General features: G+C 70.5%; 20 protein-coding genes and 1 pseudogene. 12 read left to right on the forward strand and 9 right to left on the reverse strand.

The window, feature by feature from the left end; genetic code table 11:
• Positions 1-17: 17 nt before the first annotated feature.
• The 6 genes from OG223_RS51505 to OG223_RS51530 all read left to right on the forward strand — a co-directional run bounded on the left by OG223_RS51505 (position 18) and on the right by OG223_RS51530 (position 6,623).
• The gene (locus tag OG223_RS51505) at positions 18-170 is read left to right on the forward strand and encodes a hypothetical protein (protein WP_329264680.1); all 153 of its coding nucleotides are present in this window, start codon (positions 18-20) and stop codon (positions 168-170) included.
• A 61-nt stretch (positions 171-231) separates the two neighbouring features.
• Complete coding sequence (locus OG223_RS51510; RefSeq protein ID WP_329264682.1) at positions 232-2,232, forward strand: B12-binding domain-containing radical SAM protein; 2,001 nt, start codon at positions 232-234, stop codon at positions 2,230-2,232.
• Positions 2,229-3,245: a multinuclear nonheme iron-dependent oxidase gene (locus OG223_RS51515; RefSeq protein ID WP_329264684.1), complete on the forward strand. Its 1,017-nt coding sequence runs from the start codon at positions 2,229-2,231 to the stop codon at positions 3,243-3,245. Before OG223_RS51510 ends, OG223_RS51515 begins: the two co-directional genes overlap by 4 nt.
• Entirely contained in the window at positions 3,242-4,009 is a 768-nt protein-coding gene (locus OG223_RS51520; RefSeq protein ID WP_329264686.1) for a hypothetical protein, read from the forward strand. The genes OG223_RS51515 and OG223_RS51520 overlap by 4 nt, the downstream gene beginning before the upstream one ends.
• Positions 4,010-4,035: 26 nt before the next feature.
• A complete protein-coding gene (locus tag OG223_RS51525; protein WP_329265901.1) occupies positions 4,036-5,979 on the forward strand; it encodes a RiPP maturation radical SAM C-methyltransferase in 1,944 nt (647 codons plus the stop codon).
• Positions 5,976-6,623, forward strand: coding sequence for a DUF5825 family protein (locus OG223_RS51530; RefSeq protein WP_329264688.1), 648 nt, complete (start codon positions 5,976-5,978; stop codon positions 6,621-6,623). Before OG223_RS51525 ends, OG223_RS51530 begins: the two co-directional genes overlap by 4 nt.
• Here the strand turns inward: OG223_RS51530 and OG223_RS51535 are convergent.
• The 3 genes from OG223_RS51535 to OG223_RS51545 form a co-directional block, all read right to left on the reverse strand.
• Positions 6,588-7,355, reverse strand: a complete 768-nt coding sequence (locus tag OG223_RS51535; RefSeq protein WP_329264690.1) for a Stf0 family sulfotransferase — start codon at positions 7,353-7,355, stop codon at positions 6,588-6,590. The two genes, OG223_RS51530 and OG223_RS51535, sit on opposite strands and share 36 nt — an antisense overlap.
• A gap of 164 nt (positions 7,356-7,519) precedes the next feature.
• The gene (locus OG223_RS51540) at positions 7,520-10,741 is read right to left on the reverse strand and encodes an alpha-L-rhamnosidase (RefSeq protein ID WP_443073824.1); all 3,222 of its coding nucleotides are present in this window, start codon (positions 10,739-10,741) and stop codon (positions 7,520-7,522) included.
• A 203-nt stretch (positions 10,742-10,944) separates the two neighbouring features.
• Entirely contained in the window at positions 10,945-11,928 is a 984-nt protein-coding gene (locus OG223_RS51545; RefSeq protein WP_329264691.1) for a helix-turn-helix domain-containing protein, read from the reverse strand.
• Positions 11,929-12,142: 214 nt separating this feature from the next.
• Between OG223_RS51545 and OG223_RS51550 the strand changes: the two genes are divergently transcribed.
• The 3 genes from OG223_RS51550 to OG223_RS51560 all read left to right on the forward strand — a co-directional run bounded on the left by OG223_RS51550 (position 12,143) and on the right by OG223_RS51560 (position 14,813).
• Positions 12,143-13,090, forward strand: coding sequence for an NADP-dependent oxidoreductase (locus OG223_RS51550; RefSeq protein WP_329264693.1), 948 nt, complete (start codon positions 12,143-12,145; stop codon positions 13,088-13,090).
• A 36-nt stretch (positions 13,091-13,126) separates the two neighbouring features.
• Positions 13,127-13,627 carry a cupin domain-containing protein gene (locus tag OG223_RS51555; protein WP_329264695.1) on the forward strand — a complete coding sequence of 167 codons (501 nt, stop codon included), beginning with the start codon at positions 13,127-13,129 and terminating at the stop codon, positions 13,625-13,627.
• 304 nt (positions 13,628-13,931) lie between these two features.
• Positions 13,932-14,813, forward strand: coding sequence for a hypothetical protein (locus OG223_RS51560; protein ID WP_329264696.1), 882 nt, complete (start codon positions 13,932-13,934; stop codon positions 14,811-14,813).
• Between the two features lie 33 nt (positions 14,814-14,846).
• On the opposite strand, the gene OG223_RS51565 is transcribed toward OG223_RS51560, so the two are convergent.
• The 5 genes from OG223_RS51565 to OG223_RS51585 form a co-directional block, all read right to left on the reverse strand.
• Positions 14,847-15,491 carry a response regulator transcription factor gene (locus tag OG223_RS51565; protein ID WP_329265904.1) on the reverse strand — a complete coding sequence of 215 codons (645 nt, stop codon included), beginning with the start codon at positions 15,489-15,491 and terminating at the stop codon, positions 14,847-14,849.
• A 77-nt stretch (positions 15,492-15,568) separates the two neighbouring features.
• Positions 15,569-16,915: a sensor histidine kinase gene (locus OG223_RS51570; RefSeq protein ID WP_329264698.1), complete on the reverse strand. Its 1,347-nt coding sequence runs from the start codon at positions 16,913-16,915 to the stop codon at positions 15,569-15,571.
• 233 nt (positions 16,916-17,148) lie between these two features.
• Positions 17,149-18,729: an SDR family oxidoreductase gene (locus OG223_RS51575; RefSeq protein ID WP_329264700.1), complete on the reverse strand. Its 1,581-nt coding sequence runs from the start codon at positions 18,727-18,729 to the stop codon at positions 17,149-17,151.
• Between the two features lie 400 nt (positions 18,730-19,129).
• Positions 19,130-20,752: a cellulose binding domain-containing protein gene (locus tag OG223_RS51580; protein ID WP_329264702.1), complete on the reverse strand. Its 1,623-nt coding sequence runs from the start codon at positions 20,750-20,752 to the stop codon at positions 19,130-19,132.
• A 257-nt stretch (positions 20,753-21,009) separates the two neighbouring features.
• Positions 21,010-21,318: a hypothetical protein gene (locus tag OG223_RS51585; RefSeq protein WP_329264703.1), complete on the reverse strand. Its 309-nt coding sequence runs from the start codon at positions 21,316-21,318 to the stop codon at positions 21,010-21,012.
• Positions 21,319-21,534: 216 nt separating this feature from the next.
• Between OG223_RS51585 and OG223_RS51590 the strand changes: the two genes are divergently transcribed.
• Positions 21,535-22,446 (forward strand): hypothetical protein, encoded by a 912-nt coding sequence (locus tag OG223_RS51590; RefSeq protein WP_329264705.1) that lies wholly within the window; start codon positions 21,535-21,537, stop codon positions 22,444-22,446.
• Here the strand turns inward: OG223_RS51590 and OG223_RS51595 are convergent.
• The gene (locus tag OG223_RS51595) at positions 22,443-22,955 is read right to left on the reverse strand and encodes a MarR family winged helix-turn-helix transcriptional regulator (RefSeq protein WP_329264707.1); all 513 of its coding nucleotides are present in this window, start codon (positions 22,953-22,955) and stop codon (positions 22,443-22,445) included. The genes OG223_RS51590 and OG223_RS51595 overlap by 4 nt on opposite strands.
• Positions 22,956-23,048: 93 nt before the next feature.
• On the opposite strand from OG223_RS51595, the gene OG223_RS51600 reads away from it, so the two are divergent.
• Positions 23,049-24,527 (forward strand): MFS transporter, encoded by a 1,479-nt coding sequence (locus OG223_RS51600; RefSeq protein ID WP_329264709.1) that lies wholly within the window; start codon positions 23,049-23,051, stop codon positions 24,525-24,527.
• A 135-nt stretch (positions 24,528-24,662) separates the two neighbouring features.
• A pseudogene (locus tag OG223_RS51605) lies at positions 24,663-24,791 on the forward strand (undecaprenyl-diphosphatase); the annotation flags it as partial.
• Positions 24,792-24,883: the final 92 nt, after the last annotated feature.

The raw sequence follows: 24,883 nt of genomic DNA on the forward strand, positions 1-24,883 counted from the left end.
GCGAAGGGGAGAAAATCATGACTGCTGCATCTCCTGAGAAACTCGCCGATGAGGAATTCGGTGAGCTCGAAGAACTCCAGGTGATCGATTCCAGCGAGCTGAAGCTCGGCGCGGCGTACCACACGTACACCTACATCGCCGCGGAGAACACGGAGGACATCCCCGAATAGGACGCCCGGGAGACAAGGCGATTCTGCGACGGATGAGCCCGGTGGGACGAGGAGGTGGGTCGTGCCGTCCAGCCAGTCGACGGACCGTACCCGCACCGACGTCCTGTTGATCTTCCCGCCGCAGACCGAGGCCAGGTTCTTCCCGTATCTGAGCCTGCCTTACCTGACCGGCCATCTGCGGCGCGGAGGTCGGCGGGTTCACCAGGCCGACCTGAACATCGCGGTGCTCCACGAACTGCTGCGATGTCCCGCGCTGTTGGACGACGCGGTCCGCGCCCAGGACACGAGCGACGACGGTACGGCCGTGAGCGACTGGTATCGCCGAGCGGTGGCCGACGTCTTCGCCGCGCACATCGGCGAACTGCGTGCCCACGTCCTGCACAAGGAGCCGGCCGGCGAGCTGGGCCCCGACCGCGCGGTCCGGCTCGCCACCCTGGCCCTCGAACTCCTGGTCCGCGACACCTTCCTGGTGCGGACCTGGGAGGACCTCGGCCGACTCGACGACGCCGTACGCCGGGCCGCGGACCGGCCGCCCGCCGCATCGGACGTACCGCTCGTGTCGCTGCACCGCCTGGTGACCGAGCTGCTCGGTCGGCATCGTCCTCGGGTGGTCGGCCTGTCCGTGGCGTTCTTCAGCCAGCTCGCGCCCGCGCTGCTGATCGCCGCCTGGGTCCGGCAGTTGGCGCCGGACACCCAAATCTGTCTCGGCGGTCAGCAGGTGATGCTCCGTCACGACAGCCTCGTCCGGCTGCCCGTCGTCCGGGAAACGGTCGACGCCCTGTGCCCGACCGCCGGGGAAGAGCCGCTCGAACGCTGGCTGGACGCGCTGGACGGAACGGTTCCGCTGACCGCCGTGCCCGGCATGACCTGGCTGCCACGTTCCGGGGCCGGGCCGCGCACAGGACCCGCGGTGACCCTGCGCTTCCGTGACCTCGGACCGCCCGACTTCACCGGACTGCCGTTCCGCTCCTACCTCAACGACGCCCTGGAGCTCGCGATCGTCTCGTGCGTCGGCTGCTACTGGGGGCGGTGCGCGTTCTGCTCGTACGGCAACCGGTCGCTCCCGCAAGGGAGTTACCAGCAGGGCACCGCGCCCCAGATCGCCGACGCCGTAGAGGCCGTGGTCCGCGCCACCGGCACCCGGTACGTGTCGGTCGCGGACGAGAACACCAACCTGCGGCTGATCCTGAAGGCGATGCGCGCGGCACGCGCACGCGGCATCCGGGTCCGGTTCGGTGTTCGCGGCCGGCTGGAGGCCGCCCTGACCGACCCGGGGTTCTGCCACGACCTCGCCGCGGTCGGCTGCGCGATGATCTCGGTCGGCTACGAGGGCACCTCGCAGCGCCTGCTGGACCGGATGGAGCGGGGCGTCCGCGCGGCCGACTACCAGCGGATCCTCGACAACCTCGACGCGGCGGGCATCGCCGTCCGGTTCACCGTGATGGGCCAGGTCCTCGACGAGACGCCGGACGAGTTCGAGGCGTCCTTGCGCTTCCTCGTCGACAACGAGCGGCGGATCGGCATCGACGCGCTGGAGCTGATGGTGGCGGAGCCCGGCAGCAGACTCGTGGGCAGCCCGGAGGAGTACGGGCTCGCCCTCGACACCTCGGACCGCCTCGCGGGCAACCCCGAGCTGAGCTATCTGGCCGGCCGGGTCGGCCACCCGCTGGCGGTGCGCGGCGGCCCGACGCGCACCGAGGCACTGGACCGGCTGGTGCGGATCTACGACACCGTCAGACCGGGCCGTGCGAGCGCCTCGCACCCCGCCCAGAACGGCCATCGCACGCCCGCCGTCACAGCCCTGCGCCCCCACACGTGGGTACGCACCGTGCCCGCGCACGCCGACGACCGCACGGCCGACCGCGTCACCCTCGCCGACCTCGTCCGGGAGCGGTTCTACGCACTCTCCCGCGACGACGTGGAACAGCGCGCCGACGGCCTGCTCACGGCCCGCACCGTCCGTGGCAGCCGACTGCTGGCCCGTCTGGCCGACGCGGCGGCGGGCACCCCCGACCCGGCACATTCAGCCGACCCGGCCCCCTCAGCCAGGAGTTCGTCATGACGCACCCGGCGCGCACCGCACCCGGCGGCGCCCCAACCGTCACCGCCACCGAATCCCCGCCCCGGATGGGCCTGGGCGTACTGATGGACATGCCGTGGGGCGGCGGACGCCTCGGCCGGCGCGGCATCGGATTCGTGGAGAGCGACGACGGCGGCGGAGACATCACCGACCGGGTCCGCGCCTTCCTGCACCGCCACGGCGGCGACTTCGCCTACTCGGCCCTCGCGTTCCAGCCGCGCTCGCGCGCCCGCGTACAAACGGCCGACTACGTGCGCGCGTACGACCGCTTCTTCGAGGCGGTGCCCGCCGGTTCGGCCCGCGCCTTCCACCAGACCGAGCTGAACATGGGCACGCCCGAGCGCTACGACCGCCGCCCGGCCGCCGAGTTCACCAACGAACTGGCCGCCCGCCACGGCTTCTCCTGGGTGGTCGAGGACCTGGGCATCTGGAGCCTGCGCGGCATACCGATGCCCTATCCGCTCCCGCCGCCGCTGACCGAACCGGGCCTGGAGATCGCCACCCGAAACGTGGCGGAGGCGGCCCGGCTGCTCGATCCGCCGCTGCACGTCGAGTTCCCCGGTTTCACGGAGGGCGGCTCGTTCGTCCTGGGGCACATGGACGCCTTCGAGTACTTCGCCCGGCTGGCGGAGGACGCCGACGTGCGGGTGACGCTCGACGTTGGCCATCTGCTCAGCTACCAGTGGCTGAGAGGACGTACCGGAATCAGCATGTACGACGGAATCGAGGCCCTGCCCCTCGCCCGTTGCCGCGAACTGCACCTGTCGGGCTGCCAGATCGTGGGCGGCAAGTTCCGCGACCTGCACCACGGAGTCCTGCTGGACGAGCAGTTGGAGCTCACCGAGTATCTGCTGCCGCGCTGCCCGAACCTCCTCGGGGTGTCCTACGAGGACCCGATGTACCGCGAGGACGGACAGTTGGTCGAGAAGTCCCGGCGGAACTACGCGCGGCTGCGGGACCTGGTCGCCGACTGGCAGCGCGGGGAGGCGACATGACCACGGTGGAGCCGGGCGCGTCGCTGGACGGCGAGCGACTGACCGACCTGCTCATGCGACTTCTGCTGGACGCGGACCTGCGGGCCCGGCTCGCCGACGAGGGCGCCGAGGCCGTGGCGGCGGATCCCGGCGAGCTGGAGTGCCTGGCCTCCGTCGACCTGGCCGAACTGGACACCACCGCGCGCCGGTTGCGCTCCCAGGTCTGGCGGCCCGGCAGCGGCGGCAGCCTCGCGACCACGTTCCCGCGCTCCCTGCGGCTGCTCCAGGACACCGGTGCCACGGAGGCCGGCCTGCTCACCGGCTTCCTCGCCTCACCGCACCTCGCCCGGTACCGGCTGATCCCCTACACCGCCCCCGGGCTGTCGGCGGAGGAGGCGTTCGCGTCCTACCTGCTGGACGGCGCCGGGTCAGGGGTGCTCCGCGACACAGTGACCCACGAGCTGATGATCGCCCTGTTCACCTCGCTGACGTGCGAGCAGCCGCTGTCGTTCGTGATCGAGGCGGAGGGAATCGTCCCGACCGACCGGGGCCACGCCGCCGTGCGTGCGTATGCGGCGGCGTCCGTGGCCACTTGGGGAGCCACGTCGGCAAAGGTGACTGCGCACGCCGCGAACGCGGAAGCAGTGCACTACGCGTACTTCACCACGTCCGCCGGGCTGGCTCACGGCGTGGTGTCCGGGCGGGTGGCGGCGGCCTTCGAGGCCGGACCGTCGGACCGGCGCGAGACCGCGCGGCGGGCGCTTGCACGCCGCGGACTGTGGTGACGGGGAGAGGAACCGCCTTGCACATCGTGTTGGTGGACATGCCGTGGTCGTCGCTGGATGCGCCGTCCCTCGCCCTCGGCATTCTCAAACGCCGGATCCTCGAGGTCTTCCCCGACGGCGCCGCGGACGTCGAGGTGGTGCACGCCAACCTCGACTTCGCCGACTGGGTTTCCGCTCGTACGGAATACGGCTTCGAGGAGTACGAGTTCTGCTCGACCTCGTATTTCTCCGGACACAGCGAGTGGATCTTCTCGGCCGCGCTCAACGGCCAACCCCGTTGGCGGGTGGCCGAGTTCACGGAGCGCTTCGGCGGGAAGATGCCGGAGCACATGCTGGCCAAGGCGCGCGAACTGCACGAACTCGCGCCCCTGTTCGTCCGGGAGACGGCCGCCAAGATCGCCGCCACGGCACCGGACGTGGTCGGCTTCACCACCACGTTCGCGCAGAACGCGGCGGCCCTCGCCGCGGCCCGCGTGGTCAAGGAACTGGCACCCGACACCACCACCGTCTTCGGCGGGGCGAACTGCGACGGCCCGCAGGGCGCCGCGCTGCACCGCAACTTCCCGCACGTCGACTTCGTGGTGCGCGGTGAGGGTGAGATCGCGTTCCCGCGGCTGCTCGCCGCGCTCCGCGACGGCGACGCCGACGACCTGGCCGCCATCCCCGGCCTGTGCCGCCGCGATGCGCAGGGCCGGTCCGTGGCCCATGCCATGGACGCCGCCCCGCTGCCCCCGGGGGCCCTGGTCACCCCGGACTACGGCGACTACTTCGAGCGGCACGCGCGGTCCACCGCGGGCGGCTGGGTGGAGCCGCGGCTGGTGGTGGAGGGCTCACGCGGCTGCTGGTGGGGCGAGAAGCACCACTGCACCTTCTGCGGCCTCAACGGCTCGTTCATGGAATTCCGCAGCAAGGATCCGCGCCGGTTCGTGGACGAGATCCTCGGCCTGGTCGAGCGCCACCGCGTACTCGACGTGTGGGTCACGGACAACATCCTCGACATGGCCTACCTCAACTCCATGGCCCCGCTTCTCCAGGAGTCCGGGTACGACCTGCGGCTGTGCTACGAGATCAAGTCGAACCTGCGGCGCGAGCAGTTGGAGACGCTGTACGCGGCCGGAATCAGCTATGTGCAGCCCGGCGTGGAGAGCCTCAGCAGCCGGGTGCTGAAGCTGATGGACAAGGGGGTGACCGGCTGCCAGAACGTACGGCTGCTGCGGGACGCGGAGACCGTCGGGATCAACCTCAGTTGGAACTACCTCTACGGCTTCCCCGGGGAGACCGAACAGGACTACGACGAGATCATCGACCAGCTTCCCGCGCTGCACCATCTCGTACCGCCGGCCAACTCGACCCGTCTGAAGGTCGAGCGGTTCAGCCCCTACTTCGACCGGCCGGAACTGGGCTTCGGAGAGCTGCGCCCCGCCTCGCACTACCACCACATCTACGACCTGCCGGAGGACGAACTGGCCGACCTGGTTTACATCTTCGACTCACCGCACCAGGGCATCGCCGACGGCTGCCGGGATCGGCTGCGCACGTCCGTCGCCGACTGGACGCGGGCGTACCCGCGCAGCCGCCTGACCCACTGCGACCTCGGCGGACACATCGTCCTGGTCGACACCCGGCCGGGCTTCTCCTGGCAACTGCTCGACCTCACGGACCCGTTCGAGGTGACGGTGTTCCGGCTGCTCGACACCCCGCACAGCCCGTCAGCGCTGCTGCGCAAGACCGCTGCCCGGTGCGCGGACGCGGGGGAGCCGGTCGGCGAGGTGACGGAGGAGCGCGTCGCAGGGCTGCTGGCGCGCTGGCGCGCCCTCGGCCTGGTCTTCGCGGAGGGCGGCCAGTACGTGCAGGTCGCGCCCGCCGTGGCCAACCAGGACCTGCTGCGGCTCGACGGCGCCGGACTGCACGGGGACGACACGTCGTTGGTGCCCGCGCTGGCGGCCCCGGCCGGGGGAGACACCCGGTGAAGCCGGAGCTGACGCTGTGGAGGGACCGTGATCCGGCGGCCATGCGCCTGCCGGGCATCTACTGCGGCACCCTCGACGGGCCGCCGGACGATCCGGTGGTCGCCGTCGCGCAACTCGCCTCCGCCGGTGTCCAGTTGATCCAGGTGCCCGAGCCTGTGGACCTCACCGATCCGGACGGCGCGTCCGCGGTCGCGGTCCTCCTCCTCGTCCGGGAGCTCACCAGTCACGGCATCGCGGTGGACTGGACCCTGCGCATGCCCGACCCGGCCCAGTGGCGGGCGCTGAGCCATCTGTACCCCCCGGCAGGCGTCTTCCGCGGCTCCACGGGAGCGGAGAACGAGGACCACGTGGTCACCGCGTGGCGCGGCTCGTTCCACATCGCGAAGTGCGGCTACCGCCGCGGCCCCGGTTTCCTGGAGATCCGCGACCACCGCTGGGGCTCCTTCCGGCGCCTGGTCGTCAACGCCCCCCGCAGCACGGCGTTCCAGGGACTGCTGGACGGCGTCCCGGTGGTCGCGTCGGCGTCGACGGAGCGGGTCCTGGAGCGTTACCTGCGCGAGAACCTGGTCCATCGCGCCGGGCGTTACTTGTGGTGGACGCCGTACCGCCTACGACGCTGGCCGCTCAGCACGACGATCCCGTAGGAACCTCTCGACCCACTGTTCCGTCAACTCGTCGGCCTGACGCCTGATCCCCGGAGCCGGCACCGACGCGGGCGCGCCGACACGGAGGAAGTCCAGGCAGCCGAGCAGGCCTGCCTCGTAGTCCGTGACCAGGTCCTCGTAGACGACGGTGTGCGGGGCGACCCCGTGCCTGCCGAAGTGGTCCTCCCAGACCGACGCGTCGCGGTCGAGCATCCTCAGATGCCGGCGGATCTCCTCATAGCTGTACCGGGGAGCGGCGCGTGTGCGCCCCTCCGGCAGAAAGGTCCCGTCCAGGATCCAGACACCGGTCTGCTCGGCCATGGTGTACGACACGGCCTGCCGCAAGCGGTCCCTGCGTCGGATCCAGATGTACCGGGGTGCCTGGAGGATCTCGTACGGGTCGACCTCCAGGCTCCCGAGGTGGCCCGCGTGGATCCGCAGCCCGAACACGCCGTTGGGGCTGGTCCGGTAGGTCATCAGCTTCCGCACATAGCCCGCCGCCAACTCCTGCGGATCGCCGGAGTCGAATCCCCACCGCTCGAAGTAGTCCAGCACGAAGGCGTCGGCGAAGTAGTCCTCGGCGAAGCCGGCCAGCCCCGTGTGCCACAGGGCGCGGGCGAGCATGTTGCTGCCGCACCGGGGGGTCGACGCGAGCACGTAACGGACCGGCGGCAGACCGGTGAAGGGAGGGAAGTCGAACTCCGGGCCGTTCGTCCGATAGCGCAGCACCATGAGAACACCTTCGCGCCCGGTACCGGCGGTTGTCACCGGCATCCACTCTCGCCGTCCCGCAGCCGACGACCGCGAGGTGGCGATGTTCCCCGGAGCCGGCGGCCCCGCCCTCCGCCGCAGGCGGACACCCGTGTGCTGTGTCCGCCTGCGGGGCCGGTGGACTGTCAGGCCGTGAACTGGTGGGTACCGGAGCCGACTTGGTAGACCGCGGCGCCGTCCTCCTGGCGCAGGAACGTCCCGTGGGTGTGTCCGACCGCCTCCGGACCGGTCGCGGGTACCCATACCTCCGCGGTCGTGTTGGGTGGCACCACGCAGGTCAGGGCGAAGCGGCCGGCCCGCAGTCGCCACCGGGTGGAGACAGGGCCGTAGACGGACGTGAAGTCGGCGCGGGCGGAGGTGACGGCCCCGCCGGGGCGGGGGCGGATGACGATCTCGCGGTAGCCGGGCCGGCCCGCCGAGATGCCGGCGATGTTCGTGTACATCCATTCCCCCACCGAGCCGTAGGCGTAGTGGTTGAAGGAGTTCATGCCGGCGTCCTGGAAGCTGCCGTCGGGCCGGATGGAGTCCCAGCGTTCCCACATGGTGGTGGAGCCGCGGTCGATCTGGTAGCCCCAACTGGGGAAGGAGCGCTGTTGCAGTAGGCGGTAGGCGACGTCGGTGTGGCCCGTGGCGGTCAGGACCGGCAGCAGGCGGGGGGTGCCGAGGAAACCGGTCGACAGGTGCCAGTCCTTGGCCTCGATCAGGGCGACGAGACGGTCGGCCGCGGACTTTCGGGACGCTTCCGGCAGCAGGTTCATCGACAGTGCCAGGACGTAGGCCGTCTGCGTGTCGCCCCTGACCCTGCCGTCGGCGGTGACGTAGGCCTGCTGGAAGGCCGCCCGTATCCGTTCGAAGAGATCGAGGTAGGGCGCGGTGTCCTTGCCCAGTTCCCCGGCCATCCGCGCCGCGAGGTCGGTGCTGTGGGCGAAGTACGCGGTGGCGATGACGTCCTTGGGGGTCTCGTCCCCGACGTTCAGCCAGTCGCCGTATCCCTGGTCCGGGCGCAGCAGTTGGTCGCTGTTCTTCTCCAGGTAGGCCAGCCAGGCCTGGACGGACGGCCAGGCGTCCTCGAGGACTCGGCGGTCACCGTACGCCTGGTAGAGGGACCAGGGGACCGTGACGCCCGCGTCACCCCAGCCGGCCGTGCCGTTGCCGACCGTGCCGACCATCGGCGCCACGTCCGTGAACGCGCCCTCCGCGGTGCGGGAGTCCCGGAGGTCGACGAGCCACTTGGACAGGAAACGCGCCGACTCCATCGTGTACGCGGCCGTGGGCGCGAAGACGTTGATGTCGCCTGTCCAGCCCAGGCGCTCGTCGCGCGCGGGCGTATCGGTCGGAACGGAGAGGAAGTTGCCGCGCTGACCCCAAGTGATGTTGTGGTGAAGCTGGTTGAGCATCGGCACGTCGGTCTCGAAGTCGAGGGTGAAGGGGGCGGACGTATGCATGACGCGCCCGGTGACGGCTCTCGCCGAGGGAGTGCCGGGGAATCCGGTCACCTCGACATACCGGAAACCGTGGAAGGTGAAGCGCGGCTCGTAGATCTCCTCCTTCCCACCGCCCTTGAGGGTGTACGTGTCCGTCGCCGCCGCGGTCCGCAGGTTCGTGGTGTACACGGTGCCGTCGGGGTTGAGCACCTCGGCGTGTCTGAGCCGGACGGTCGTCCCCGCGTCGCCCGACACACGCAGCCGCACCGAGCCGACCATGTTCTGGCCCAGGTCCAACACGTAGACGCCGGGCCTGGGTTGGGTGATCTTCTTCGTCGTCAGCTCCCGCTCCACCCGCACCGGACCGTCCACCTGCGCGACGATCAGGTCAGGACCGATGTCGCCTACGCCACCCATGCCTCGCACACCGAGCCAGCCCGTGTCGTCGAAGCCGGGCGAGGCCCAACCAGGGGTCTCCTCGCGCGCGTCGTACGTCTCGCCAGTGAGCAGATCGGCGGCGAGGATCGGTCCGGTGGCGGCCCGCCAGTCGGCGCCCGACTCGATGCGCTCGCTCGACCCGTCCGCGTACTCCACCTCCAACTGAGCGAGGAGCGCCGGGACTTGGCCGTACTGGCCGGGCCCGAACATGCCCACGTTGCCCGCGTACCAGCCGGGTGCCAGATACGCGCTGATGGCGTTGGCGCCGGGCCGCAGGAGTTCGGTGACGTCGTACGTCTGGTACTGGACGCGCGTGCGGTAGTCCGTCCAGCCGGGAGCGAGCTGATCGAGGCCCACCCGGCTGCCGTTGAGGTGACTCTCGTACAGGCCGAGCGCCGTGGCGTACAGGCGTGCGCGGGCCACCTTCCGGCGCGGCAGCCGGAATTCGTGCCGCAGTTGGGTGACGGCGTACGACACCGGGACGACGCGTCCCCACGGTCCGCTGCCCCACGCCGCTGCCACCCGGGTCGCCGGCCAGCCCTCGTCGTCGAACTCCAACTCCCGCCATCCGTCGGCCGGTTCCTGGTCCGTGGTCTTCCAGGAGGCGTCGGTGAACACCTTCCGCTCACCGGAGGCGGTCCGGACTACAAGGGTGGCGACGAGTCCCGCCGGGCCTTCGGTCGCGTTGGTGGCGGCGACGGCGATAACGTTGTCACCGGCCCGCACGCGGTCCAGTACGTCGATCACGGCCGGGCGTTTCCAGTCCTCGTTGTCGGTGTCGAGGTCGGTGTGGGCGACCTCGACACCGTTCAGGGAGACGGCGTACACGTTGTCGGCGGTGATGGCGAGCGTGGCCGACGTTATTCCGTCGGGCAGTCGGGCGATATGGCGGAACCAGCGGGTGGCCGCCGGAACGCTGCTCGTCGCATCCCCCTCGGGGAACCAGATCCAGGAAGCGCCCTCGAAGGACGGCGCGTCCGCGAGGCCCGCCGGTGCGGAGATCCAGTCGGCGCTCCACTGGCCGGCATCCATCAGCCCGGTCTCCCACCACGAGGGCGCGCTCCAGCCGGAGGCCTGCCCGTCGCCGTCCCAGACGCGCACGGACCAGTGGTAGCGCGTCCGGGGCTCGAGTCCAGGACCTCCGTACGACACGAGGACCGACTCGCCGGACGTGACCTTCCCGCTGTCCCAGACGTCAGGTCGGGACAGGCCCGACGCGGTGGTGGCAACGCGGATCTGGTAGGCGCTCTGGCGCACACCCACCCCGTCCGAGGCCAACGGCCAGCTCAGCCTGGGGCGTTGCACATCGATCCCCAGCGGGTTCTGGACGTACTCCACGGTCGGCGCCGTGACGCGCAGACCGTCGCGCCGGGTCTTCGCCCGCGCCTGTCCGGATGCCGACGCGGCCACCGCCGGTATGCCGTCGACGGTTGCTGCCCCGACGGTGGCGACTGCGCCCGCGAGAATGTTCCTCCTGCTGATCACTACGACTCCTCTTTCGAACGGAAGATTGAATCGATTCAAACGAGAGGGGCGTGGGTAACGTAGAGCCCAGTGGGGCGGGGGTCAATCGTTCTGCAGCTCTTTGTTGGTGGGTTCTGTGCAGCGCAGTTGCTGTGGCCGGCTGCTCGTCGGAAGGGCGCCGCACCACACTTCCGGCGCCGCAACACACGCGGTCGGCTGAATCGTTACGTCAGACGGCGTGCGAATTGCGCTGGTGTCGCACCGTATTGCTTCTTGAAAGCGCGGATGAAGTGGCTGCTGTCGGTGAAATGCCAGAGTGCGGCGGCCTCGGAGACGGTGAGCCGTGATCCGGAGGCGGTGAGTGCCTCGGCCGCCTCCTCCAGGCGTCGGCGGCGGATGTAGGTGCTGAACGACTCGTCCAGACTCGCGAAGGCCCGCTGCAAGGTGCGTACGGAGACGTGCAGTTGCGCGGCGACCGCGGCCGGCGACAACTCGGCGTCGGTGAGCCGGGCATCGGCCAGGTCCTTGGCCGCCTGCGCCAGCGCCGGGGTGAAGGTGGGCTCGCGGTCGTCGAAATGGTCGAGGATCAGCCCCTTGGCCAGTTCGAGCAGGGCGTTGCGGGACGCGTGTGCCCCCGCCGGACCGAGGTCGCTCACGGTCCGCTGGACCACGCTGGTGTGCGCCATGAGGATCTGCGCCGCGGGTGAGGTGGCCCGGCCGGTGCGCGGTTTCCCGGCGACCAGGGGCCGCAGGGCGTCGCCGGGAAAGATGAAGATGCGGGTGCCGATCACGGGCGTGGTGTGGAAGTGATTCTCCGTCACGACGTGGTGCATGAAGTAGGTGCCGGCCGAGACGTACGCGTCACCGCCCTGATCATGCGGGTCCTGTAAGGCCACCGCGCCGCGCAGCCCGACGTACAACCTGATCTCATCGTGCTCGTGCGTCCCGACCGCCCGGGTGCTCACGGGTGAGGAAGCCCAGAGCTCGTTGACGGCGGTGTCTTCCAGAGCCACCGAGCGCATCGTTCCCTGGAAGCCGTCGACCGTGGACGCGCTGAATTCCGGCAGCGGGTACAGGTCCCCCATACGGTCGTTCCAGGTGTCGATGAACGGCTCCCACGTTCCCCGGCCGGGTCCGGTGGAGTCGGCGTCGACGGCGAACGTGCCCATCTTGCCGCCCGGGCCACGGAAACGCGGCCTGCTCGTCATGTACCCCTCCGCCCTGATGAGGATGTCGCCGGAATCCCATTCTGCGTCGCGAAGGTACACCCGTTCCGCGTACGTCTGTTCCTACGCTTGGTCGCGCTTCGACCTCCACAACGATCTACCGCCTGCCGGCCGTGTCCGGCGCCGCAGCCACCGTGCCTTGCTTCGCGCGCGGCGCAAGGCGACCGCGACCCCGCGGGCGAAAGTGAGAAGAACTATGAAGGCAGTGCGCTTCCACCAGTACGGCGAGCCCGACGTCCTGCGCTACGAGGACGTGGAGCAGCCGGTTCCCGGCGCAGGGGAGGTGCGGGTCCGGGTCGCTGCGACGTCGTTCAACCCCGTCGACGCCAACATCCGCGCCGGGTTCATGCAGGGACCGATCCCTGTGGCACTGCCGCACACACCCGGCATCGACGTCGCCGGCACGGTCGACGCGCTCGGCGAGGGCGTGACCGGCATCCAGGTCGGGGACCAGGTCATCGGCTTCCTGCCGATGGCGGGACCAGGCGCCGCCGCGGAGTACGTCGTAGCACCGGCCGAGGCCCTGACGCCGGCGCCCAAGAGCGTCGCGCTGCCCGACGCGGCCGCGCTGCCGCTGGTCGGCCTGACCGCATGGCAGGCGCTGTTCGAGCACGCCGAGTTGACCGCCGGGCAGCGCGTGCTGATCAACGGCGCGGGCGGAGCGGTCGGAGGCTACGCCGTTCAGTTGGCCAAGCAGGCCGACGCCTACGTGATCGCCACGGCCGGCCCGCACAGCAGCCGACGCGTCACGGCCGCTGGCGCGGACGAGGTCGTCGACCACACGACCGCCGACGTCGTCGCGGCGGTGAGCCGGCCGGTCGACGTCGTACTCAACCTCGCGCCGGTCGAACCGGCACAACTGGCCGCGCTCCTCGGCCTGATCCGCCCCGGCGGTGTCCTGGTGAACACCACGGTGTGGATGCCCGCGCCCAGCGACGAGGAGCGCGGCGTACGGGGCATCGACCTTTTCGTGCGCAGCGACGCGGAGCAGCTATCGCACCTGGTGGAGCTGATCGACGGCGGCGAGCTGCGCGTCGAGGTCGCCCGGCGGGTGCCGCTGGCCGAGCTGCCGGCCCTGCACGCCGACGCCGCCGCCGCGGGCGCCCTGCCCAGCGGCAAGGTCGTCGTCACGCCCGGCGCCTGACGCCCACCCGACTCACCCGCGAAGGAAACGACTCCGATGATTCCCGACGACGATCCGTCCCGCTCGCTGACCGTGGCGGACCCCGACGACCCCGGCACGACGTACATCTCACTGGTGGGCAACACCTACGGCATGCTGGTCACCGGCGAGCAGACCAACGGCCGATACTGCCTGATCGACATGCACGTCCCCGACGGCGGCGGCCCGCCGCCGCACCGGCACGACTTCGAGGAGATGTTCACCATCCTCGAAGGCGAGATCGAGTTCACCTTCCGCGGCGAGAAGCACACCGTGCAGGCCGGGTCCACGATCAACATCCCGGCCAACGCGCCGCACAACTTCCGCAACGCGTCGGGTGCGCCGGCCCGCATGCTGTGCATGTGCACCCCCGCCGGCCAGGACGAGTACTTCACGCGCATCGGCGATGTCGTCCCGGGCAAGGATGCGCCGCCGCCCCAGTTGTCGGAGAGCGAGCTGGCGGAACGCCGCCGCCGCGCGGCCGAGTTGGCCTCGGCCTACCGAAGCGAGTTCCTGTAGCGCGCGGAGCCAGGTCCGTCTTCCAACGGACCTGGAAGGACGTGAGACCGACCGCCACTTCGTAGGAGGTGGCGGTCGCGTGTGCCCGTCCGCCGGGCCCGGGGACCACGGGTGAACTGAACGGCCTGCCCCGGCAGTTGGTGCTCTGCTCGGGTGGGGTGTGGCAGGCCATACCCCAGGTGGATGGTGTACCTCAGTGACCGGTGTTCGACGGTCCGACATCGTGATCGGCATGACCAGGGGCCCGCCCAGCAGGTGGTTCGGGCGCGCTGCCCCCATGCCCGATCGAGCTGAAGGATCCTCCATGCGCACTCGCAAGGCCCTGTCGCGATCGGCGGAGGTGCCCGGTCGGGCACTGCCTGTGCTCGTCGCCCTCGCGGTGGCACTCGGCGCCGCCTTCGTCCTCGCCCCGAGCAGGCTGGCGGCGATCGGAACGGACGGCGGTCTCTCCGACCAACGCAACCTCATCGACACCCTGAGCCCGGCGTTCGTCAAATACTGGAAGTCCGGGGACCAGGAATTCCCCCCGGACCTGGAGCGGGTTGTCGACTACTGGTTCCGCTTCCACGTGGTCAAGGGCGTGCTGGCCGCGGCCCTGCTGATCGTGCTCGTCGCGCTCGCCGTCCGGCTCTGGAAGGCGTTCCTGCGGCCCAGCGGTCCCGGAGTTCGAGCCGGCGGCAGGGGCTTCGCGGCGGCTGCGATTCTCGTCAGCGTGCTCGCCCTCGTGTCGCTCGCGGCGCTGATGGCCAATGTCCAGGGCGCGACGGCTCCCTTCTCCTCGGCGGCCTCGCTGCTGCCGCTCGGCGCACCCAGTGGCCAACTCGCCGGTGCGATCGATCAGATCAGGCAGGGCCTGGTCCACTACCCGAGCACGAGCGGCCGGAACGCGGTCGCCCTCAAGGTGATGGTCGACGACTTCGGCCTGTACCACGCGGTGCTCGCCGTGATGGCTTTCATCGTGGCGGTCGTCCTGGTCGGTCTGAGCGTGATGTCGTGGAGGAGGTTCGCCGCGACCGGCGCTTCCGGCAGCGCCGCGTCCGACGGGCGGACGCGGCGCACGATGAGGTGGTTCGGCGTGCTCTCTGCCCTGCTGGCGTCGGCAGCGATCGTCGTCGCGGTGGCCAATACGGGTACCGCGGCGGACCCGGCGCCGGCCCTCCTGGGCTTCTACAAGGGCGGTTGGTGACACCTCTCGCAGGGGGTCACCGGGTGAGCCGGATCAGGAGTGGAGATAGGCGAGTACGGCGAGGACCCGGCGGTGCCGGGTGTCGTCGGGCGGCAGGCCGAGCTTGGCGAAGACGTTGCCGATGTGCTTCTCCACCGCACTGTTGGAGAGCGCCAACTGCCGGGCGATGGCGGTGTTGGAATGACCCTCGGCCATCACGGCCAAGAGCTGCCGCTCACGTGCGGTCAGCGCGTCCAACGGGGACTTACGACGCTGCCCGGCCAGCAGTTCGGAGACGACCTGGGGGTCGAGCACCGTCGCGCCACGGGCGACCCGGTCCAGGGCGTCCAGGAACTCCTCGACTCTGGCGACCCGGTCCTTGAGCAGGTAGCCGACCGCGCCGGAGCCGTCCGCGAGCAACTCGGCGGCGTAGGACACCTCCACGTACTGGCTGAGGACCAGTACAGGGGTGCCGGGCAGTTGTGCCCGGGCGCTGATCGCCGCGCGCAGGCCCTCGTCCGTATGCGTTGGCGGCATCCGTACGTCGACGACCGACACGTCCGGGCGGTGGGTGAGCGCTGCCTGGACCAAGGCCGGACCGTCACCGACCGCTGCCACCACCCGGTGGCCGTCGTCCGTGAGCAGACGGACCAGGCCTTCACGCAGGAGCACCGAGTCGTCGGCCACGACGATCCGCAGTGGGGTGCGAGCCGGGTGGTCCTGTGACGCGTCGGCGGCTGTTCCGGGAGCTGCTTCGGGAGCCGTTTCGGACGAGGTCAGGGGCATGGCAGTTCTCCGGTGATCGTCGTCGGGCCGCCGTCGGGACTCGCCGTCCGCAACCGCCCGCCGACCGCGTGCAGTCTGTCGTCCAGGCCGCGCAGGCCATGTCCCTTGGCCAGGGCCGCGCCGCCCTGGCCGTCGTCCGTCACCCAGATCCGTAGGACTCCCTCGGCGTGGCGCATTCCGATGGTGCACCTGAGGGCGTGGCTGTGTTTGGCCACGTTGGTCAGGGCCTCGGCGACCACGAAATACGCGGCTGTCTCGACCGCGGGCTCCGGCCGACGGTCCAGGGGGCCGAGGTCGAGGTCGGCGGGTACGACACAGCGTGCGGCCAGCGCGGAGAGTGCCGCTCGCAGGCCTCGGTCGGCGAGGACCGGCGGGGCGATGCCGCGCGACAGGGCCCGTAGCTCCTCCAGCGTCTCCTGAGCCTGGACGATCGCGTCGGCGAGTGCCTCCCGGGCGGTTTCCGGCCTGTTGTCGAAGTGGTGCTGGGCGCGGCCCAGCTCCATCGCCAGACGGACCAGACGCTGCTGGGGGCCGTCGTGAATGTCGCGTTCGAGTCGGCGCAGGGCCGTGGCCTCGGCCGTCACCGCGGCGAGGGTCTGAGCCCGGGCGGTGTCCCGCTCCTGCTCCAGTCCGTTGATCCTGCGGTGCAGTGGCGACAGGTCGGACAGCAGTGCCTTCCCCAGCCCGGCCTGAACGGCGACGCACGCGCGGGTCACCAGCGGCAGGGTGGCCAGCACGAGGAGGCCGAACGTGACCGCGAAGGCGATCCGCCCGTCCGGTGACGTCAGCCCCAGGCTCAGGGAGATGTGGGATTGGGGACTGCCCACGTACAGGTTCATCGGCCGTAGCGGTCCGGACGTTGCGTACGGGCTGCGCAGAGGACACGTGACGGCGGCCACGCCGACGAACCACCACAGCGCCGTCACCACCGACGTGACCACGACGACGGGGAGCAGCAGCACTGTGTGCGCCACGTCCAGCCACAGCCCCGGGTCGGACGCGGCGGCCGCCTGCCCCGGCCGTCGGCGCACGCCCCGTGCCGTACCGACCTGGGAACGTACCGAGGCGATCCGCCACCGCTCCACGTCGGCGGGCCATCGCGCCACTTCCGAAGCACCCGTTCCGACCGGCGACCCGCTCGGCAACAGCTGACCGACCGCGCCGAGACACAAGGCGCCGAGTAGCGGCAGCAGGCCGAGCGCGGCACTCACCGGCGCGGTCAGCAGGTACGACGAGTCCAGCAGCGTGCGTAGTACCGAGCGCACCGCGAACCGGCCACCCGACCGCCACCGGCCGGCGGCCACGCCCGTGACCACAGAAGTCGACGACGCAACCATGCGCTCAGCCTAATGGCGACCGAAACTGGCATGGGATCACCGGTCCGGGCGGGGCTGGTGACGGTCCCAACATCCCTGGCGCTGTGGGCACTTGGGCGTGTTCTGGTGGTGCGGCCCGGCGGGCGGGTGGTCAGGAGTGGAGGTGTGCGGCGAGGAAGTCGGCGATGTGGCCCAGGACTTGACGGGTGGGCCAGGGAAGCGCGGCCTCTGTCCGTCCGTGCCGGGTCGCGTGCTCAACGCTCTCCCACTGCGGGAAGGGGAGCCGGCCCTGGACGACTGGTGCCCTGGGCGGCGGCCCGGGTGATGTTGCGGGCCATGCCGCCGAAGACGACCGCGTGGAAGGGGGAGACGGACCACCAGTAGAGGTGGCCCGGCAGGCCGCGGGGGTGGAACAGGGCGCGCTGGCGGTAGCGCGTACGGCCGTCGGGTTCCGTCTCCGCGTACATCTCCAGCCAGGCCAGGCCCGGTAGTCGCATCTCCGCCCGGAGTCGCAGCAGGTGTCCGGGCTCGATCTCCTCGACGCGCCAGAAGTCCAGCGAGTCGCCGACCCGCAGGTGGTCGGCGTCGCGTCGCCCGCGGCGCAGGCCGACGCCGCCGACGAACCGGTCCATCCAGCCCCGGACCGCCCAGGCCAGCGGGAAGGAGTACCAGCCGTTGTCGCCCCCGATCCCCTCGATCACCTTCCACAACGCCTGAGGGGACGCGTCGACCGACTGCTGCCGCTCGTCCTGGTAGAGGCTGCCGCCCGCCCAGTCCGGGTCCGTGGGCAGCGGGTCACTCGGCGCCCCCAGTACGGCGGCGGACGACCAGCGGGTGGACACCTTCGCCTCCCGCACCCTCCGCAGCGCCAGGGCGAGCGCCTCGTCGAAGGGCAGCGGGCTGCCCGGAAGGTCGGGTACGTACCCGGCGATGTCGTGCTCGTGGCAGATGACCTCGTGACGCAGGGACTCGGTGAGCGGTCGGGCGATGGAGGCGGGCACCGGCGTGACGAGACCGACCCAGTGGCTGGACAGCCTCGGCGTCAGGATCGGAACGGGCACGACGAGCCGTGGGCGCAGCCCCGCGACAAGGGCGTAGCGGCGCATCATCTCGCGGTAGGTGAGGACGTCCGGCCCGCCGATGTCGAACGTGCGGTTGACGTCGTCCGGCATGGTCGCGGAGCCGACGAGGTAGCGCAGCACGTCCCGCACCCCGATGGGCTGTGTGCGGGTGTGCACCCAGCTCGGGGTGACCATCACGGGCAGTCGTTCGGTGAGGTAGCGCAGCATCTCGAACGACGCCGACCCGGAACCGATGACGACCGCCGCCCGCAGCACGCTGGCGGGCACCGGTGCCTCCAGGAAGATCCGTCCGACCTCGGCCCGGGAACGCAGATGCGGGGACAGAGTGCTTTCGGGCACGCCCCGCGGAGTGAGTCCGCCGAGATAGACGATCCGTCGTACACCGGCGGCCTGCGCCTGTTCGGCGAAGATGTGCGCGGCGCGGCGGTCGGTCTCCTCGAAGCCGGAGCCGGACCCGAGGGCGTGCACCAGGTAGTACGCCACGTCGATGCCCCGCATGGCCGAGGCGACCGACTCCGGGTCCGTGACGTCCCCGCGGACCGGCTCCACCTCGCCGGCCCAGGGGTGGTCACGCAGCGCGGCCGGAGAACGGGCCAGACAGCGGACCCGGTGACCGGCTTCCAGCAGTTCAGGCACCAGACGTCCGCCGATGTATCCGGACGCTCCGGTGACCAGGCAGTGCAGTCGCTCCGGCCTGCGGTCACCGCGTCCTTCCGCTGCGCCCGGCGCGTTCCGCTGTTCGTCCGTGCTCACGATCGTGCCTCCACGCGCTTGCTCCGTCGCCGTTGCCCCGTCGTCCGATCATCACCGCAACGGGGTGACCGTGCCCTTCGGGCTCGGCACCCGCGACGAGATCCTCCGTGCAACCGGGAAGGGTCGCGTGGCGCGGATCAGAGGGCCGTCCGGCTTCTTGGCTGACACCTTGGCGGTGGGCGCCTTCGAGGCAGCCTGGAGGGGATCCTCCTGCCGCTTCCTGGTCCTGCCGCGGCCTTCGGAACAGCCCGCGACGCATCGGACTCGGCCACTCCAAGGGGCGCTGCCGCCATGCTCGCGCTGTCCGTCCAGACACTGAACGTGTCCCCAACCTGTGCGGGTCGAGTTGAGAGTCGACCCGCACAAGCTGTTCTGCGGGGGCGCAGGTGACCTCGTGGGCTCAGCCCGCGTAGGTCGCGAACAGTTTGGAGAACTGGTACGGGGTTTGCGGGATGTTCGTGCACTGGCTCAGGGCACCGGTGCAGGCGTTCCCGTCGCGGGTGACGTCCCAGAAGCCCAGCTCGCCCAGGTGGTTCTGCTTGGCGAAGGTGAGCACCTGCTGTGCGTCGGCGAAGGTGAACACCTCGCTGGCGGTGTCGTTCTGGCCGAGCATCGGAGTGAGTCCGACCATGGCCCAGGTCTGGGCGGTGGTGAGGTTCGGCCACACCGAGGCGATCTGGGCGCGGGTCGAGGTCGCGGCCTGGATGGCGTACGTGCCCATCTTCCCGGACGGGTTGGGGGCGGCGCTGTCGCCGTAGTCCATGGCCATCAGGTTGACGGTGTCGACATTCAGGTTGTGCGACTTGGCGGAGTTGAGGATGTAGACGCCGTCCGCGGTCAGGCCGCTGGGCAGGACCGGGAGAGTGAGCGTGACCTTGAGGTCGCGGCCCTTGGCGCGCTGCGCGGCCTGGACGGCGGCGACGGCCGTCGAGCGCCGGTCGATCGAGGCGTGGTCGACCGCCGCGGCACCCTCGATGTCGAAGTCCACGCGGTCCAGGGCGTAGGCGTCCACGACCTTCTGGTACTGCGCCTGGAGCGCGGTCGTGCTGGTGCAGGCGAGGGCCAGTTCGGTGCCCGACGCGCCACCGAAGGACGGCCGGACGTCACCGCCCATTGCGCGCAGGGAGTCGAAGTCCGCCCGGTCCCAAGCCGCGCCCGGGTCATAGGAGTTGAACCAGCTTGCCGAGCAACCGGTCGACCCGGCGGTGATGAAGCCGAGCGAGAACTGCCGCAGCCCCGTGTTCGTGGCGATCTGCGTGAGGTTCGGCGTCGGGTAGGCGCCGAGGTCGATTAAAGGGGCCGCCACGCCGGGAGTTGAGCCGCTGCCCGCGGTCGCCGTGAGCGTCGCGGAGCGCGCCGACTGGTTGTTGGAGTCGTCGAGCGCGGTCACCGAGAAGCTGTGACTGCTGCCGGCGAGCAGGCCGATCACCTTGAAGGTGGTGCCGGTGCCGGAGGTGGTGGCGATGACGTCGTTGCCCTCGTAGACCCGGTAGCCGACCACGCCGACGTTGTCGGTCGAGGCGTTCCAGCCCAGGGTCACGCTGCCGGGGCCGGTGTCCCGGACGGCGAGGCCGGAGGGAATTGAGGGCGCGACGGTGTCGGCGGGGACACCGGCACAGGGGCCGTTGTTGATCAGACAGGCGCTCGGCGGGACGACCGAGCCGGTGTAGCTGAAGTCCATGCCGACGACGGGCGCGGAGTCACCGGGGGCGAGCGGGGCCTCCCAGGTGGGGGAGGTGATGGTGTACTGCGTCCCGCTGTGGGTGACCGTGCCGTTCCACGAGCTGGTGACCGCCTCGGTGGCGGGCAGGGTGAAGGTGATGGTCCATGAAGTGACCGTGTGGGTGGACTTGTTGGTGACCGTGTAGCCGCCCTCGAAGCCGGCACCCCAGGTGGAGGTGATGCCGAAGGAGGCGATCAGACCGGTGTTGTCGGCCGCGTGGGCGGCCGGGGTGGCGGTCGTGGCCATGCCACCGACCATCAGGGCGGCGGTCAATACGGCGCGCGGCGACGCACGTCTCATGCGGATGCTCCTCCGTGGGGCGAGGCCGCGCACGGCGTCGCGCCGGTACGCGGAGTGCGGTGCCCTGTCCGCCCGTCGCACGGTGGAGAGATGCGGGTGGGGAGTAGCCGTGCGACGCGATCAGGGCGGGGTGGGGCAGGGGAAGACCGTCGAACGGCAGGTCGTGAAGTTAATCGGAAACTTTCCTTACATCTGCCTGCGTAGGGAAGGGTGACTGGCCCCATCGATCGCCGTCAAGGGATTCGGTGAAGATTCGTCTAGACCAATTTCGCCACGGTGGCCATGTACTGCCCGGCCGCCGGCATCGGCACCGGCGCGTGCAACGGCAAGCCGGAGTGGTCCGACCTGGTCTGCTCCACCGGCCCCGCCGCCGGCATCACCGGAGGCGGCACCAACCCCGCCCAACTGCCCACCAGGACAACCGAGTACGACCGGCGGGGCAACACCGCCAAGACCACCGAGACCGCGCACTCGGCCACCCGCACCACGACCAACTCCCACGACGCGACAGGTCGCGTCAGGACCACCTCGTTGAACGGCGGGGCGGGCACCGCGGTGCCGGACACCACGGCCACCTACGACGCCGACAGCGCTGACGCGGCCACGGTCACGGCGAACGGGCAGACCGTCACCCACACCTACGGCCGGCTCGGTGTGGGAGATCTCCCGCGCCGACTCGGTCGCCGGTACCTCCGACGCGGACGGCGACCTCGCCACCGAGGCGTTTCCCGGGGGCTGCACCCTGGCCGTCACTCAGGACGAGGCAGGCGCGGAGACGTTCCGTGTACACCCGGGACAGCGACGGCGCCGTCGTCGCCTCCGACAACGTCGGCCAGAGCGTCGATGGCCAGGTCGCTGCGGACGCCGACATTGCCGGCCGGAGTCGAAGCCGCGCCTCCACCTACGACGCGGCCGGACGCCTCACCCGGGCCGATGACACGGACCCGGACGGCGCATGCGCGCGCCGCGACTCCCTCGGAAGGGGACAGCAGGGCGTCGCCTCGGCCATGAACGACACCACCCGCGAGGTCGGTTCGGCGGTCGGCATCGCCCTCAGGGGTTCGATCTACGGCAGCCACTACCGCTCCTCGCTCCCCGACTCGGTCGCCCAACTCCCCGCCGACGCGGCCGAGTCCGTACGCCGCTCGGCAGCCGCCGGCCTCCACGTCGCCGACCGGCTCGGCACCCGGGGCCACGGCTCTCGCCGACGGCGCCAAGTCCGCCTTCATGGACGGCTGGTCGGCTTCCCTGATCGCGGTGAGCGTTGTCGTGCTCGCCGCTGCGGTCAGCGCCCTGCTGCGAGCACCCAAGACACCGCCAACGGCCGACTGACCCTGGATCTCCGCGCCTTGGGCCGAGGTGCGTCGCGTGCGGGGAGGTCGGCGGGGTCTTCAAGGCGCCAGCATGGCCTTGCTCGCCACCACCGGCGCCAACAGTCGTTCAACCCCGCCACAACTCCCATCACCGACGACCGCAGCCTGTTCATCGAGGTTCTTGCCCTGCTCGCCAACGGCAGTATCGCCCGCCGCTTGGCCCTCACGCCCAAGGCCGTCGCCAACCATGTCTCGAGCGTCCTCGCTGAGCTCCAGCTCCCGGACCGCGCCGCCGCCACGCCGCGCGCCCGCCGGGCGGGTCCCGGAGAGTCTCAGCAGTTGGTGCGACGGACTGGTGAGATGTTGCGGGAGGTCGGCTAGGGAGCTGGGCGCGCGCCACGGGTCTGCGGCCGTGTTGTGGTGAGCCCGTTTTCCACGGCGGTGAGCAGTGTGAGGGCCGCGGCGAGGTTGCTGGTGTCATGGCCGGCGGCGGCGGAGACGGCTGTGGCCCATTCCTGCCGGACGAGGGTGTAGTTGGTGCGTCCGAGTTCGGTGGGGTGGACGGTCACCCCGCGCCCGTCGCCCGGGCTGGCGCGTCGCTCCACAAGGCTCTTGTTCTCGAGTCCGCGCAGCACGGCGGAGAGATTGGTGCGCTGCAGCCCGGTGGCGGCGGCGATGCGGCTGGGTGTGGCGGCGGGGTCGTGCTGCAGATGGCGCATCACCATGCCCTCGGACGGTGACAGGGGGATGGCCTGCTCGTCGGTGTAGCCACGGAACTGGATCTCCCGGCTGATGATCAGTACGAGGTCGGCCAGGTCGGCCCAACGTCGATCTCCGGTAGGCCCGGTCGGTCCCGTCGCCGAGTCCGTCGGGTGCGCTTCGTCGTGCATCACATCTCCCAAGTGAGGGTTGCCGGGAACTGATTATGACCCCATACTCATTATGTCTTCATAGTTATGAAGTCATAACTACTTTGGAGTGTCATGACAACAACCACTTCCTCCCGGCAGGCCGGGACCGCGACGGCCTCCCCTCGGGCCATGGCTCGTGCGGGCAGGCTGCATCCGGTCGGGGTCTTCGTCCTGCTGGCCGGCGCGTTCCTGCCGATCATGGACTTCTTCATCACCAACGTGGCCCTGCCCAGCATCGACGCCTCCCTGCACGCTTCGGCGTCGTCACTGGAACTGGTGATCGCCGGATATGGCGTCGCGTACGCGACCCTGCTCGTCCTCGGCGGTCGGCTGGGCGACCGCTACGGCCGCCGCAGGATCTTCCTCGGTGCCCTGGTGGGCTTCGTACTGGCCTCGCTGGCGTGTGGTGTCGCCCCGGGCGTGGGTGCGCTGATCGTGGCTCGCATCGTCCAGGGCGCCACCGCCGCCCTCCTCATCCCGCAGGTGCTGGCGACCTTCCACCACGTCCTGGAAGGGGAACGCAAGGCTCGTGCCGTGGCCCTGTACGGGGCGACTTCCGGCATCGCCGCCGTGGTTGGCCAACTGGTGGGCGGCCTGCTGGTCAGCGCCGACATCGCCGGCACCTCCTGGCGGCCGATCTTCCTGGTCAACGTGCCCATCGGCGTGGTCGTGCTGCTGGTGGCAGCACGGATCGTGCCCAGCACCCGCTCGCCCCACCCGGTCGGCATCGACCTGCCCGGCACCGTCCTGTTCGCCGCCACCCTGACTGCTCTGCTCGTCCCGCTGACCGAGGGCCACTCCCTGGGCTGGCCGTGGTGGACCTGGCTGCTCATCGCCTTCTCCGTCGTCCTCGGCGCCGCCACCTACGTCGTGGAGAAGCGCACCGAGCGGCGCGGTGAGGTCCCGCTGCTGCCGCCCTCCCTGCTGCGTCTGCCGTCGATGTCCCGGGGCCTTGCCATGGTGTTCGTCTTCAGTGTCGGCTTCGGCGCGTTCATGTTCGTCTTCGCTCTCACCGTGCAGAACGGCCTGCACGCCGACGCCCTGCACAGTGGGCTGGCGATCCTGCCGATGGCACTGCTGTTCTTCGCCGGCTCCCTGGCCGCGCCCCGCGTGCTCACACGGTTCGGCCGGGCCGCCCTGTCCGCCGGCGCCGTCGTCCAACTCGCCGGACTGGCCTCCTTGGTGACGGTCGTGGTCGGAAAGTGGCCGCACGTCAGCCTGTGGGCGATGGCTCTGCCGCTCGCCCTGGTCGGTGCCGGACAGTCGATGCTCTTCGCCGGCCTGTTCCGCAGCGTGCTCGCCGACGTTCCGAGTCATCTCGGCGGCATCGGCAGCGGGGTGCTGATCACCCTCCAGCAGAGCGGCCTCGCCCTCGGTGTGGCCACCCTCGGCACCCTCTACCTGGCCCTGGCCCCGCACGACATCGCCCACGCGTTCGCCGGCGTCGAGTACGTGCAGATGGGCATCGTCGCCCTCCTCGCCGTCGGCGCCGCCGCCCTGCCGCGCTTCACCCAACCCGCGTCGGCTGCCACTCCGGTCGCCGACGTCTGAAGCCGAGTCTCCCTGAACACGGGTGCGTGGAACCACAGTTGAGTGTCGACGACAGCTCGGTGGTCGGCTTCTCCGCCGTCAGGTCGGCGTCATCGCCATCGTGTTGCTGTACTTCTTCAAGGACACTGGTGTCGCGCCAGGGTCGGGAGGGCGTCTCTGGCCGTCGTCGCCGTGTCGTTCGTGGTTGCGTACGGCTCGATCACCTGGCTGCTGAAATTCCTTGCCCGGCATTCCTTCAACGACTTTGCGATCTACTGCCTCGTCGGAATGGCGGACCTCTGCGGCTCGTCAACCGGTCCGTCCGGGCAGGGGAGTTCCACCGCACGCGGTGGGCAGAGTGACCATCCCACGTCGTG

Origin of the sequence: Streptomyces sp. NBC_01478 (assembly GCF_036227225.1) — a bacterium.
In the GTDB taxonomy this organism is placed as follows: Bacteria; Actinomycetota; Actinomycetes; order Streptomycetales; family Streptomycetaceae; genus Streptomyces.

What these genes read in the sequence shown, in the direction of transcription:
- OG223_RS51505 (WP_329264680.1), top strand. Translation starts at nt 18, where the DNA reads ATGACTGCTGCATCTCCTGAGAAACTCGCCGATGAGGAATTCGGTGAG.
- OG223_RS51515 (WP_329264684.1), top strand. Translation starts at nt 2,229, where the DNA reads ATGACGCACCCGGCGCGCACCGCACCCGGCGGCGCCCCAACCGTCACC.
- OG223_RS51520 (WP_329264686.1), top strand. Translation starts at nt 3,242, where the DNA reads ATGACCACGGTGGAGCCGGGCGCGTCGCTGGACGGCGAGCGACTGACC.
- OG223_RS51535 (WP_329264690.1), bottom strand. Translation starts at nt 7,355, where the DNA reads ATGGTGCTGCGCTATCGGACGAACGGCCCGGAGTTCGACTTCCCTCCC.
- OG223_RS51545 (WP_329264691.1), bottom strand. Translation starts at nt 11,928, where the DNA reads ATGACGAGCAGGCCGCGTTTCCGTGGCCCGGGCGGCAAGATGGGCACG.
- OG223_RS51550 (WP_329264693.1), top strand. Translation starts at nt 12,143, where the DNA reads ATGAAGGCAGTGCGCTTCCACCAGTACGGCGAGCCCGACGTCCTGCGC.
- OG223_RS51555 (WP_329264695.1), top strand. Translation starts at nt 13,127, where the DNA reads ATGATTCCCGACGACGATCCGTCCCGCTCGCTGACCGTGGCGGACCCC.
- OG223_RS51560 (WP_329264696.1), top strand. Translation starts at nt 13,932, where the DNA reads ATGCGCACTCGCAAGGCCCTGTCGCGATCGGCGGAGGTGCCCGGTCGG.
- OG223_RS51570 (WP_329264698.1), bottom strand. Translation starts at nt 16,915, where the DNA reads ATGGTTGCGTCGTCGACTTCTGTGGTCACGGGCGTGGCCGCCGGCCGG.
- OG223_RS51580 (WP_329264702.1), bottom strand. Translation starts at nt 20,752, where the DNA reads ATGAGACGTGCGTCGCCGCGCGCCGTATTGACCGCCGCCCTGATGGTC.
- OG223_RS51595 (WP_329264707.1), bottom strand. Translation starts at nt 22,955, where the DNA reads ATGCACGACGAAGCGCACCCGACGGACTCGGCGACGGGACCGACCGGG.
- OG223_RS51600 (WP_329264709.1), top strand. Translation starts at nt 23,049, where the DNA reads ATGACAACAACCACTTCCTCCCGGCAGGCCGGGACCGCGACGGCCTCC.